General features: G+C 69.0%; 12 protein-coding genes. 9 read left to right on the top strand and 3 right to left on the bottom strand.

The window, feature by feature from the left end; genetic code table 11:
* Positions 1-29 precede the first annotated feature (29 nt).
* Positions 30-1,610, top strand: a complete 1,581-nt coding sequence (locus LN251_RS02035; RefSeq protein ID WP_458242809.1) for an ABC transporter substrate-binding protein — start codon at positions 30-32, stop codon at positions 1,608-1,610.
* Positions 1,611-1,679: 69 nt separating this feature from the next.
* Here the strand turns inward: LN251_RS02035 and LN251_RS02030 are convergent, their stop codons facing one another.
* Entirely contained in the window at positions 1,680-2,351 is a 672-nt protein-coding gene (locus tag LN251_RS02030) for a response regulator (RefSeq protein WP_058926326.1), read from the bottom strand.
* Positions 2,352-2,365: 14 nt separating this feature from the next.
* The gene (locus LN251_RS02025; protein WP_458242808.1) at positions 2,366-3,376 is read right to left on the bottom strand and encodes a RecB family exonuclease; all 1,011 of its coding nucleotides are present in this window, start codon (positions 3,374-3,376) and stop codon (positions 2,366-2,368) included.
* A gap of 174 nt (positions 3,377-3,550) precedes the next feature.
* Between LN251_RS02025 and LN251_RS02020 the strand changes: the two genes are divergently transcribed.
* From LN251_RS02020 to LN251_RS02010, 3 genes are all read left to right on the top strand, one after another.
* Complete coding sequence (locus tag LN251_RS02020) at positions 3,551-5,275, top strand: site-2 protease family protein (RefSeq protein WP_458242807.1); 1,725 nt, start codon at positions 3,551-3,553, stop codon at positions 5,273-5,275.
* A gap of 38 nt (positions 5,276-5,313) precedes the next feature.
* Positions 5,314-6,213, top strand: coding sequence for a tRNA (adenine-N1)-methyltransferase (locus LN251_RS02015; protein WP_020939007.1), 900 nt, complete (start codon positions 5,314-5,316; stop codon positions 6,211-6,213).
* A gap of 220 nt (positions 6,214-6,433) precedes the next feature.
* Positions 6,434-7,006 carry a hypothetical protein gene (locus LN251_RS02010; RefSeq protein WP_458242806.1) on the top strand — a complete coding sequence of 191 codons (573 nt, stop codon included), beginning with the start codon at positions 6,434-6,436 and terminating at the stop codon, positions 7,004-7,006.
* 59 nt (positions 7,007-7,065) lie between these two features.
* Here the strand turns inward: LN251_RS02010 and LN251_RS02005 are convergent, their stop codons facing one another.
* Positions 7,066-7,371, bottom strand: a complete 306-nt coding sequence (locus tag LN251_RS02005; RefSeq protein WP_058926330.1) for a ferredoxin — start codon at positions 7,369-7,371, stop codon at positions 7,066-7,068.
* Between the two features lie 243 nt (positions 7,372-7,614).
* On the opposite strand from LN251_RS02005, the gene arc reads away from it, so the two are divergent.
* The 5 genes from arc (at position 7,615) to prcB (ending at position 12,978) form a co-directional block, all read left to right on the top strand.
* Positions 7,615-9,381, top strand: a complete 1,767-nt coding sequence (gene arc, locus LN251_RS02000; protein WP_458242805.1) for a proteasome ATPase — start codon at positions 7,615-7,617, stop codon at positions 9,379-9,381.
* A gap of 245 nt (positions 9,382-9,626) precedes the next feature.
* Positions 9,627-11,138 (top strand): depupylase/deamidase Dop, encoded by a 1,512-nt coding sequence (gene dop, locus LN251_RS01995; protein WP_343234024.1) that lies wholly within the window; start codon positions 9,627-9,629, stop codon positions 11,136-11,138.
* A 188-nt stretch (positions 11,139-11,326) separates the two neighbouring features.
* Positions 11,327-11,545: a ubiquitin-like protein Pup gene (locus tag LN251_RS01990; RefSeq protein WP_058928511.1), complete on the top strand. Its 219-nt coding sequence runs from the start codon at positions 11,327-11,329 to the stop codon at positions 11,543-11,545.
* A gap of 102 nt (positions 11,546-11,647) precedes the next feature.
* Entirely contained in the window at positions 11,648-12,181 is a 534-nt protein-coding gene (locus tag LN251_RS01985; protein WP_458243245.1) for an endonuclease VII domain-containing protein, read from the top strand.
* On the top strand, positions 12,133-12,978 hold the full coding sequence (gene prcB / locus LN251_RS01980) for a proteasome subunit beta (protein WP_458242804.1): 846 nt from the start codon (positions 12,133-12,135) through the stop codon (positions 12,976-12,978). Before LN251_RS01985 ends, prcB begins: the two co-directional genes overlap by 49 nt.
* Positions 12,979-12,994: the final 16 nt, after the last annotated feature.

Below are 12,994 nucleotides of genomic sequence, written 5' to 3'. Positions count from 1 at the left end.
GTCCCGATACCGACGACAAGGCACATGCTGTGATCATGCGCAACCAGTGGCCGGTCCTGCCCATAGTGGCGGGGCTGGCCTCCGGCCTGTTGACCGGCTGCGGCGCGGGCGACGGCGATTCCGGGGGAACCGGGCCCTCCGTGGTCATGGGGATGTCGGACGACGTCCTGGCCACCGACCCCGCCTCCGGTTACGACCCCGGCTCCTGGCTGTTGTTCAACAATGTCTTCCAGTCGCTGCTCGCCTTCCCCAACGGGGGCACCGAGCCGGTGCCCGAGGCCGCCAAGTCGTGCGACTTCGCCGACACCGCGACCAAGGTCTACCGGTGCACCCTCAAGGACGGCCTGAAATTCAGCAACGGTGACTCGCTCACCTCCGAGGACGTCAAGTTCTCCTTCGACCGCATGCTGAAGATCAACGACGACGCGGGTCCGGCGATCATGTTCCCCATGCTGGGCAGGATCGAGACACCGGACGCGAAGACGGTCGTGTTCCACCTGAAGGAGCCCGACGCCACCTTCCCCAGCAAGATCGCCTCCGGTGCGGGCTCCATCGTCGACCACAACGCGTACGACGCGGACAAGCTCCGCAAGGACGGCAAGGCCGTCGGCTCAGGCCCTTACAAGCTGGACTCCTTCGACGACGGCAAGGCCGTCTTCTCGGTCAACGGCAACTACAAGGGCACCGCGAAGGTCAAGAACTCCGGCGTCACCCTCAAGTTCTTCCACGGCGACCAGGCCAAGCTGAAGCAGGCCCTCCAGAACGACAAGATCGACATCGCCTACCGGGGCCTGAGCGCCGGCGACATCGCCGACCTGCAGAACGCCGACAACAAGGCCACCACCGAGGTCGTCGAGGGCACCAGCGCCGAGGTGCAGCACCTGGTCTTCAACATGAAGGACCCGGTCGCCGGAAAGCTCGGCGTGCGCAAGGCCATCGCCTACCTGCTCGACCGCGACGCCCTCATCAAGAACGTCTACGAGGGCACGGCCACCCCGCTCTACTCGATCATCCCGGCCGGCATCGTGGGCCACAACACGGCGTTCTTCGACACCTACGGCGCCAGCCCCTCACCGGCCAAGGCCGCCGCCGCCCTGAAGGCCGAAGGCATCACCGGCAAGGTCAAGCTCACCCTCTGGTCCACCCCCTCCCGCTACGGCCCCGCCACCGACCAGGAGCTCAAGGCCATCGCCGGGCAGCTCAACGCCAGCGGCCTGTTCGACGCCGACGTCAAGTCCGTCTCCTTCGACCAGTACGAGAAGGACATCGCCAAGGGCAAGTACGGCGTCTACGTCAAGGGCTGGGTGCCGGACTACCCGGACGCCGACAACTTCACCGCCCCCTTCTTCGGCAAGGGCAACGTGCTGAGCAACAACTACCGCAACGACACCATCACCGGCACGCTCATCCCGCGCACCGCCGCCGAGAGCGACCGCGCCGCGACCGACAACGACTACGGCAGGCTGCAGGACATCGTCGCCCAGCAGCTGCCCGTCCTCCCGGTCTGGCAGGCCAAGCAGTACGCCGTCACCCGCGAGAACGTCTACGGCCTCGAGTACTGCCTCGACGCCTCGACGGTCTTCCGCTTCTGGGAGCTCAGCAAGAGCTGACCGACGGCCCCGGCACGCACGGAGGGCGCCCCTTGGCACAAGGGGCGTCCTCCGCCGTCACAGGCCCTGCTACTGGGCGCCGGGGCGCACCAGCCCGCTCTCGTACGCGTACACCGCGGCCTGCACCCGGTCCCGCAGCCCCAACTTGGTCAGCACATGGCCCACATGCGTCTTCACCGTCGTCTCACTGACGAACAGGTCGGCCGCGATCTCGGCGTTCGACAGACCGCGCGCCACCAGCTTCAGCACCTCCACCTCACGCTCGGTGAGCGTGTGCAGCGTGTCCGGCACCGGCTCGTCACCGGAGGGCAGATGCGTGGCGTACTTGTCCAGCAGCCGCCGGGTGATGCTCGGCGCCAGCATGGCCTCACCCGCCGCCACCACCCGGATCGCCTGCACGAGCTCATTGGCCGGCGCGTCCTTCAGCAGGAACCCGCTCGCCCCCGCCCGCAGCGCCTCCACCACGTACTCGTCGAGGTCGAAGGTGGTCAGCACCAGCACCTTCGCCGGGCCGTCCCGCCCGGGCCCGGTGATCTGCCGGGTCGCCTCCACCCCGTCCATCCGAGGCATCCGGATGTCCATCAGAACCACATCGGGCTGCAGCGCCCGCACCTGGTCGAGGGCCTGGAGGCCGTCTCCGGCCTCGCCGACGACCGCGAGATCCTGCTCCGCCTCCAGGATCATCCGGAAACCGGTACGCAGCAGCGGCTGGTCGTCGACCAGTAGGACGCGGATGGCCACGTGACACTCCTTCGCTAGTCCGGCCCCATTCTGCCCTGCGGGAGGTCCCCCGAGCCGACCGCCCTCACCGGCAGCGGATAGGGCGGGGGAGTGCCCCCGAACTCCGGGCAGTGCGCCTGGTGGTCGCACCAGCCGCACAGCTTCGTCGGCCGGGGCCGCCAGTCGCCCGACTCGGTGGCCTGCCGGATCGCCTCCCACAGCGCGAGCAGCTTGCGCTCGACCCGCTCCAGGTCGGCGAGGACCGGGTCGTACGTCAGAACGTCCCCGCTGCCGAGGTACACCAGCTGCAGCCGCCGCGGGACCACCTGCTTCAGGCGCCACACCACCAGGGCGTAGAACTTCATCTGGAACAGCGCGCCTTCGGCGTACTCCGGCCGGGGCGCCTTGCCCGTCTTGTAGTCGACGATCCGCACCTCGCCCGTCGGCGCCACGTCGACCCGGTCGATGATCCCGCGCAGCGTCAGCCCCGAGTCCAGCTCCGCCTCCACGAACAACTCCCGCTCCGCGGGCTCCAGCCGGGTCGGATCCTCCAGCGTGAACCACCGCTCGACGAGCCGCTCCGCCTCGCCCAGCCAGCGCGCCAGCCGCTCCCCGTCGGGATCGTCCTCGAACAGCTCCACGACCTCCGGCCTGCTCTCCCGCAGCCGGTCCCACTGACCAGGGATCAGGGACTTGGCACGCGGCGCCGTCCGCTCCGCGGCGGGCGCGTCGAAGAGCCGCTCCAGGACCGCGTGCACCAGCGTCCCGCGGGTCGCCGCCTCGCTCGGCTTCTCCGGCAGCCGGTCGATGACACGGAAGCGGTACAGCAGAGGGCACTGCATGAAGTCACCGGCACGCGAGGGCGACAGACTCGCCGGCGCTGTGGCGGCCGGCCGGTCCGCGTCCGGCATCGCCCCCACGACCGCTGCCGCCGCCACCGCGGTCGTCACCGTCGGCACCGCCGTCTGCTCGGCCACCTCAGGAAGATCCACCGGTGCCGGACCCCCGCCGTGGGCCTCAGCCGTGCCCTCCGCGCTGTTCTCCATGCCCACAGACCTTACGGCCCGCCACTGACAGTGACCCACTCACCGGCGCGACGGGCGCCGCCGCCGGGGAAACACCGGGGGTGCCGGGGCGGAACGCACCGCGACGGACGCATACCATCGACCCCAAGACCCTTCCGCCCGGCAGGCGCGGAACGCTTCGAACGAGGGGACATCGTGGACCAGAGCGGCGGGAGCGGGCAGCCGCGGCCCGGCACCGACGAGCCGGCCGAGCCCCACACGGCACCGGCCACCCCCTCACCCGGCCAGGCCGACGCACAGCCCACGGACGCACGACGGACCACCACGACCAGGGACGCCGCCAAGGGGGACCCCTCGATGGGCGACAGCACGCCGACCACCGACACCGGGACCACCCCGGCCGACAGCGACCCGAACGCGCACGACGACGACCACGGGCGCCCACGCCAGGACACCACCCCGGGGCAGGACCCCGCTCCCCAGGAGCACCCCGGCCCGCCCGCCGCCCCGCAGAGCGACGACGCCGCCCCGGCACACCGCCCGGCGCAGCCGGACACCGACCGGCCGACCCCCACGAACGACACCGCGGCCACGAACGCCACGGACGCCGGCCAGGCCGCCCCGGCCGAGCCCGCGGGCCACCCCACCGGCCCCGACGCCGGCCACCGCGCCGCTCACGGCGCAGACACCGCCCCCGGCCACATGTCCCACCCCGACCGCCCCCTCGCCCACTCCGGCGCCAAGAACCCCCCGCCGCAGCGCCGCGAATCGCCCCGGGGCGGACTCCTCATGGGGCGCCCCTTCGGCGTACCCGTGTACGTCGCCCCCAGCTGGTTCCTCGTCGCCGCCCTCATCACCTGGGTCTTCGGCGGCCAGCTCGACCGCGTCCTGCCCGAACTCGGCGCCGCCCGCTACCTGGTCTCCCTCTTCTTCGCGGTCGCCTTCTACGCCTCCGTCCTCGTCCACGAACTCGCCCACACCGTCGCCGCGCTCCGCTTCAAACTCCCGGTCCGCCGCATCCAGCTCCAGTTCTTCGGCGGCGTCTCCGAGATCGAGAAGGAAGCCGAGACCCCCGGCCGGGAGTTCGTCCTGGCCTTCGTCGGCCCCCTGCTCTCCCTCGTCCTCGCCGGGATCTTCTACATCGCCATGCAGCCCGTCGAGCCCGGCACCGTCCCCGGCGTGCTGCTCGCCGGCCTGATGATCTCCAACCTCATCGTCGCCGCCTTCAACCTCCTGCCCGGCCTCCCCCTCGACGGCGGCCGGATGCTCCGTGCCGTCGTCTGGAAGATCACCGGCAAGCCCATGAACGGCACCGTCGCCGCCGCCTGGGTCGGCCGCGCCCTCGCCGTCTCCGTCCTCATCGGCCTGCCGCTGCTCACCCAGTCCGGCGCCCTCGGCTCCACCGCCGAGGACAGCGTCGGCATGGACACCGTCACCGACGCCCTGCTCGCCGCCATCCTCGCCGCGATCATCTGGACCGGCGCCGGCAACAGCCTCCGCATGGCCCGCCTACGCGAACACCTCCCAGAACTGCGCGCCCGCAACCTCACCCGCCGCGCCGTCCCCGTCGAGACCGACACCCCCCTCTCCGAGGCCCTGCGCCGCGCCAACGCCGCCGGCGCCCGCGCCCTCGTCGTCGTCGACGCCGACGGCACCCCGCTCTCCCTGGTCCGCGAGGCCGCCATCGTCGGCGTCCCCGAACACCGCCGGCCCTGGGTCGCCGTCAGCGGCCTCGCCCAGGAACTCACCGACGGCATGCGCGTCTCCGCCGAACTCGCCGGCGAAGACCTCCTCGACGTCCTGCGCGCCACCCCCGCCACCGAGTACCTGGTCGTCGAAGAGACCGGCGAGATCTACGGCGTACTGTCCGCCGCCGACGTCGAGCGGGCCTTCGTCAAGGCCATGGCCCGCCCCTCCTAGTGGTCGGCGGCCCCCACAAACCCCGGTAGGCTGTTCACATGTCCGAACCGACCGGTGCCGCCCGCAGGCGCGGGCCCTTCAAGGTCGGGGACCAGGTTCAGCTGACCGACCCCAAGGGCCGCCACTACACGTTCACGCTCGAAGCCGGAAAGAACTTCCACACCCACAAGGGTTCCTTCCCGCACGACGAGCTGATCGGCGCACCCGAGGGCAGCGTTGTCCGCACCACCGGTAACGTCGCCTACCTCGCGCTGCGCCCCCTGCTCCCCGACTACGTCCTGTCCATGCCCCGCGGGGCAGCCGTCGTCTACCCCAAGGACGCGGGGCAGATCCTCGCCTTCGCCGACATCTTCCCCGGCGCCCGCGTCGTGGAGGCCGGAGTCGGCTCCGGCTCGCTCAGCAGCTTCCTGCTGCGCGCCATCGGCGACCAGGGCATGCTCCACAGCTACGAGCGCCGCGAGGACTTCGCCGAGATCGCCCAGCAGAACGTCGAGCGCTACTTCGGCGGCCCGCACCCCGCCTGGCAGCTCACCGTCGGCGACCTCCAGGACAACCTCTCCGACACCGACGTCGACCGCGTCATCCTCGACATGCTCGCCCCCTGGGAGTGCCTGGAGGCCGTTTCCAAGGCGCTCGTCCCCGGCGGCATCCTGTGCTGCTACGTCGCCACCACCACCCAGCTCGCCCGGACCGTCGAGTCCATCCGCGAGATCGGCTCCTTCAATGAGCCGACCGCCTGGGAGACGATGATCCGCAACTGGCACATCGAGGGCCTGGCCGTCCGCCCCGACCACCGGATGATCGGCCACACCGGCTTCCTCCTCACCGCCCGCCGTCTCGCCGACGGCGTCGAGCCCCCCATGCGCCGCCGCCGCCCCGCCAAGGGCGCCTACGGCGAGGACTACGCCGGCCCCAACGCCGACGGCGGCGGCCGCTGACCCGGCCGCACCCCGCAGCAACGCATGGGCGCCGCGGTCGAGTTCCCGGACAACCCACCGGAACTCGACCGCGGCGCCTTTCTCCTGACAGCGCGCCACAAACCGCGCAAACCCGACGGGCTCCGTTCGTCATCCCGCACCCCGCCGTTCCCCCGCACTGTGACGTGTGGCACGATGCGAGCCACCCCCACCGGCACAGCCCTCACAGGAGACGCTCCTAGTGCAGCAACCCGCCGTCCCGGAACTGGCACACACGCACACCCGGCCCATCCACTGGGTCGCCACCGCCACGGCGGTCGCCGGCGTCATGGCCCTCTCCTCGGTCCTGCAGCCCAACTCGGCGACGGCCGCCCAGACCACCGCCCCGCACACGAAGACCGTCCACGCCGCCGCCGCACCCGGCACGGCCGGAGTCGACTTCCCGATCACCTGCGGCCCGGTGAAAGCGGTCGTGCACAAGAAGACCACCGGAGACCTCGACGGCGACGGCAACCCCGAGACGGTCGCGATCGTCCACTGTGACGCCCCCATGGGCACCCCGCCCGACGGCGTCTACGTCCTCACCCGCGCCTCGAACGGCACACCCCGCTTGGTCGCCACCCTCCTCGACCCCAAGGCCGGCGACACGGTGAGCGACCTCGCGATACGCGACGGCGCCGTCACCGCCACCCTGCTCGGCTACTCCACCGACAACGTGCCCCGCTGCTGCCCCGACGTCACCGACCACGTGAAGTGGCAGTGGAAGAACGGCACGTTCGTCCGCTCGACACCCGCCGCCACCCACAGCGTCTGAGTCACGCCCCCCGGCCCATGTGAGAAATCAGACAACCGTAACGGCCCGCACCCGTTACCTCACTCAGCGTCCGGACCGAAGACCTCGACCCTGTCCGAAACACGACGCACATGGATGCACTCGCCCGGACACTCCTTCGCCGAGTCCACCACGTCCGTCAGCAGCGGCAGCGGAACACGCGTCGTAGCGCCCTTCTCCTGCAACAGCTCGTCCGCCGGGCCCTTGACGTACGCCAGGCCGTCGATGTCCAGCTCGAACACCTCAGGCGCGTACTGCGCGCAGATCCCGTCGCCGGTACACAGGTCCTGATCGATCCAGACCTCCAGCTGATCGCCGCCGGCCACGGCCTCCTGCTGCACGCTCATCTCTCCTGCCGTTTGAAAGTCGAGCCGGCGGGAATCGGGCCAGCTCTGACGGGTGTTGAACACTGTGACCCTACCTCCGGCAGCTTTCCAATCATGTTCGGTGGGTATTCCCCTGGCGTGAGGGAGAGCGCAAGGGTGAAGATCGGACACACCCCGACCGTCTTTGTGATCTAGGGGTTTCAATCGACACCCACCCAGGTAGGGTCTGGAAGCGTCCAGCTCCCCTTGGAGGAGGTGAGGACCGTGGCAGCCCACGACGACGACATGAACCGCGGCATCCGCCCGGGACGCGGGTCCGACGACCCGGCCGGGCAGATTGCCTACCTTGAGCAGGAGATCGCCGTCCTGCGACGCAAGCTCGCCGACTCTCCGCGACACACGAGGATTCTCGAAGAGCGGATCGTCGAGCTGCAGACCAACCTGGCCGGCGTGTCCGCCCAGAACGAGCGACTCGCCAACACACTCCGCGAGGCCCGCGACCAGATCGTGGCCCTCAAGGAGGAGGTCGACCGGCTCGCACAGCCACCGGCCGGCTTCGGCGTCTTCCTCGAAGCCAACGAGGACGGCACCGCCGACATCTTCACCGGGGGCCGCAAGCTCCGGGTGAACGTCAGCCCCAGCGTCGAACTCGAAGAGCTCCGGCGCGGCCAGGAAGTAATGCTCAACGAAGCGCTCAACGTGGTCGAAGCCATGGAGTTCGAGCGCGTCGGGGACATCGTCACCCTCAAGGAGATCCTCGAGGACGGCGAACGCGCCCTGGTGCTCGGGCACACCGATGAGGAGCGGGTGGTACGGCTCGCCGAGCCACTGCTGGACGTGAACATCCGCCCCGGTGACGCCCTGCTGCTCGAACCCCGCTCCGGCTACGTCTACGAGATCGTCCCCAAGAGCGAGGTCGAAGAACTCGTCCTCGAAGAAGTACCGGACATCGGCTACGAGCAGATCGGCGGCCTCGGAGGCCAGATCGAGGCCATCCGCGACGCCGTCGAGCTCCCGTACCTCTACCCGGACCTCTTCAAGGAGCACGAGCTGCGCCCGCCCAAGGGCGTCCTGCTCTACGGCCCCCCCGGATGCGGCAAGACACTCATCGCCAAGGCCGTCGCCAACTCGCTGGCCAAGAAGGTCGCCGAGGTCACCGGCCAGGCCCAGGGCAAGAGCTTCTTCCTCAACATCAAGGGCCCCGAGCTCCTCAACAAGTACGTCGGCGAGACCGAGCGGCAGATCCGCCTCGTCTTCCAGCGCGCCAGGGAGAAGGCCAGCGAGGGCACCCCCGTCATCGTCTTCTTCGACGAGATGGAATCCCTCTTCCGCACCCGCGGCTCCGGCGTCAGCTCCGACGTCGAGAACACGATCGTCCCCCAGCTGCTCGCCGAGATCGACGGTGTCGAAGGCCTGCAGAACGTGGTCGTCATCGGCGCCTCCAACCGCGAGGACATGATCGACCCCGCCATCCTGCGCCCCGGCCGCCTCGACGTGAAGATCAAGATCGAGCGCCCCGACGCCGAGGCCGCCAAGGACATCTTCGGCAAGTACCTCACCGAACGCCTCCCGCTCCACGCCGACGACCTCGGCGAACACGGCGGCAGCAAGTCGACCACCGTCGAAAGCATGATCCAGACCGCGGTCGAGCACATGTACGCGGAATCCGAGGAGAACCGCTTCCTGGAGGTCACCTACGCCAACGGTGACAAGGAAGTCCTCTACTTCAAGGACTTCAACTCCGGCGCCATGATCGAGAACATCGTCGGCCGCGCCAAGAAGATGGCGATCAAGGACTTCCTCGACCACAGCCAGAAGGGCCTCCGCGTCTCCCACCTCCTCCAGGCATGCGTGGACGAGTTCAAGGAGAACGAGGACCTGCCCAACACCACCAACCCGGACGACTGGGCCCGAATCTCCGGAAAGAAGGGCGAACGGATCGTCTACATCCGTACCCTCATCACCGGAAAGCAGGGCGCCGACACCGGACGCTCCATCGACACGGTGGCGAACACCGGTCAGTACCTGTAAAGACAGGGCGGCTGCGGGTGCCCTCACCGGGGTACCCGCAGCCGACTGTTTTTCCGGCAACCAACCGGAACCAAGGCGAGCAAGGCAATGACGCAAATGATCTCCCCACCAGCGCAAAGCCGTTCTAGGCTCTTCGGTACCGCCGAGTCGCGCAGTGCGGGGACGGGCACCGCACACGCACCGGAGCGCCAGCGGTACTTGAGCGGCGTCCCCGACCGAGGGCGCCGCCGGGCAAGGAGGGCCGCATGACCGTACGGCGAGTAATGGGCATCGAGACGGAGTACGGAATCTCCGTCCCCGGCCACCCCAACGCCAATGCCATGCTCACCTCGTCCCAGATCGTCAACGCCTACGCGGCGGCGATGCACCGGGCCCGCCGGGCCCGCTGGGACTTCGAGGAGGAGAACCCGCTGCGGGACGCGCGCGGCTTCGACCTCGCACGAGAGGCCGCCGACGCCAGCCAGCTCACCGACGAGGACATCGGCCTCGCCAACGTGATCCTCACCAACGGCGCACGGCTCTACGTCGACCACGCACACCCCGAATACAGCGCACCCGAAGTCACCAACCCCCGCGACGCCGTCCTCTGGGACAAGGCCGGCGAGCGCATCATGGCCGAGGCCGCCGAACGCGCGGCCCAGCTGCCCGGGGCGCAGCCGATCCACCTCTACAAGAACAACACCGACAACAAGGGCGCCTCCTACGGCACGCACGAGAACTACCTGATGAAGCGGGAGACCCCCTTCTCGGACATCGTGCGCCACCTCACGCCCTTCTTCGTCTCCCGCCAGGTCGTCACCGGCGCCGGCCGCGTCGGCATCGGCCAGGACGGCCACGAACACGGCTTCCAGCTCAGCCAGCGCGCGGACTACTTCGAGGTCGAGGTCGGCCTCGAGACCACTCTCAAGCGCCCCATCATCAACACCCGCGACGAACCGCACGCCGACGCCGAGAAGTACCGCCGCCTGCACGTGATCATCGGCGACGCCAACCTCTCCGAGATCTCCACCTACCTCAAGCTCGGCACGACCGCCCTGGTCCTGTCCATGATCGAGGACGGATTCATCGCGGTGGACCTGGCCGTGGACCAGCCGGTCCGCACCCTCCACCAGGTCTCCCACGACCCGACCCTCAAGCGCCTGGTCACCCTCCGCAGCGGCCGCACACTCACCGCGGTCCAGCTCCAGATGGAGTACTACGAGCTCTCCCGCAAGTACGTCGAGGAACGCTACGGCGCCGACGCGGACGAGCAGACCAAGGACGTCCTGACCCGCTGGGAGGACACCCTCAACCGCCTGGAACACGACCCGATGAGCCTGGCCGGCGAGCTGGACTGGGTCGCCAAGCGCGAACTCATGGAGGGCTACCGACGGCGCGACGGCCTCGACTGGGACGCCGCCAAGCTGCACCTCCTCGACCTCCAGTACGCGGACGTACGGGCCGAGAAGGGCCTGTACAACCGTCTGGAGGCCCGCGGCCGCATGAAGCGGCTGCTGACCGAGGACGAGGTCGAGCGGGCCCGCACGAAGCCCCCGGAGGACACCCGCGCCTACTTCCGCGGCCGCTGCCTCGAGCAGTACGCCGACGACGTGGCCGCGGCCTCCTGGGACTCCGTGATCTTCGACCTCCCGGGCCGGGACTCGCTCCAGCGTGTTCCAACCCTCGAACCGCTTCGCGGAACGCGAAATCACGTCAAGGAGCTCCTCGACCGCTGCCGCACGGCGGAAGACCTGGTCAGGGTGCTGTCGGGCGGCTGAGCGGGTACCCGGGCGGCGTCCGCCGGGCAGGGTGGAAAGCCCGCCGTCCGGGAATCATCGAGGTGGTCCTCGTACGTTGGAGAAACGCAGGGCCATTGTCAGACCCGGCTTGTAGGGTCTGATCATCACCGATCGGCAGGAATGCCGACCTGTCGACCATGTCGGGCGAACTGAGCGGGGTGAGGGTCATGGCAACCAAGGACACCGGCGGCGGCCAGCAGAAGGCGACGCACTCGACCGAACAGGCCGAGGAGCAGACGACCGAAGCGCAGGGCTCCGAAGACCTGAAGGAACGACACGAGAAGCTGAGCGACGACGTCGACTCGGTTCTGGACGAAATCGATGATGTCCTCGAAGAGAATGCCGAGGATTTCGTGAGGTCCTTCGTTCAGAAGGGTGGACAGTGACTTTCGCCTTCGAATCGAAGGTGGAGTCGGGGGAAGTTCGCTGTGAACGAAGAGCTGGGCTCAAGGCGCTGTTCGCGGTGCAAGCGGCACCGGCCGCGTTCGATGTTCGCGAGTAACAAGTCCGCACCCGATGGCCTCCAGGCGTACTGCCGGGGGTGCGCGGCCGAGTACTACCGGCAGCGCCAGGAGGCCAAGGGGAAGAAAGTTCGGGAGAAGGTTCCGGTCCCGACGGGACACAAGCGGTGTCCGCAGTGCGAAGAGGTGAAGCCTCACTCCGAATGGGAGCGCAACAAGACTTCCTCGGACGGGTGGTCGAGCTATTGCCGCGCGTGCCGGGCGGAGCGGAACCGGGCCGCCTACTTCAAGAGGAAGTACGGCCTTACACCGGCGGAGTTGGATGCGCTGGTTGCAGAGCAGCAGGGTGTCTGCTGCATATGTCTGTCCGGGCCGGCCGAACATGTGGATCACTGCCACAAGACGGGTAGGGTCCGTGGCGTACTGTGCTTCAGCTGCAATGCCGCGCTGGGGCAGTTCAAGGATCGGCCCGATGCCATAAGGCGGGCTGCTGCTTACGTGGAAGGAATCGCGTGGAAGCCAACACTCGTAGCACCGGGCGTCTACCAGCTGCCTTCCTGACGCCTGGGTCCTCGTCCTTCATGGACTTCCTGTCGGAGCACCAGCCCGAGATGCTGCCCGGCAACCGTCAACTGCCGCCCACGCAGGGTGTGATCGAGGCGCCGCACGGCACCACGATCGTGGCGGTGACGTTCCCGGGCGGTGTCGTGCTGGCCGGTGACCGCCGCGCCACCATGGGCAACATGATCGCCCAGCGCGACATCGAGAAGGTCTTCCCCGCCGACGAGTACTCGGCCGTCGGTATCGCCGGCACCGCCGGTCTGGCCGTGGAGATGGTGAAGCTGTTCCAGTTGGAGCTGGAGCACTTCGAGAAGGTCGAGGGCGCCCAGTTGTCGCTGGAGGGCAAGGCGAACCGCCTGTCGACCATGATCCGTTCGAATCTGGGCATGGCGATGCAGGGTCTGGCCGTGGTGCCTCTGTTCGCCGGGTACGACGTGGATCGGGAGAGGGGCCGGATCTTCTCCTACGACGTCACGGGCGGCCGCAGCGAGGAGCACGGCTACGCGGCCACGGGCTCCGGTTCGATCTTCGCGCGCGGTGCCATGAAGAAGCTCTTCCGTGAGGATCTGACCGAGGAGCAGGCCACCACGCTGGTGGTGCAGGCCCTGTACGACGCGGCAGACGACGACTCGGCGACCGGTGGTCCCGATGTCGCCCGCCGGATCTATCCGATCGTCACCGTGATCACCGAGGACGGTTTCCGCCGGCTGACGGAGGAGGAGTCCTCCGAGATCGCCCGTTCGATCTTGGCGCGGCGGCTGGAGCAGCCCGACGGCCCGCGGGCCGCGCTGCTGTAGCGGCGGCCGGTCTTAT

The sequence above is a fragment of the Streptomyces sp. MAI_2237 genome (assembly GCF_054189285.1).
This window is presented reverse-complemented; position numbering and strand designations above follow the sequence as displayed.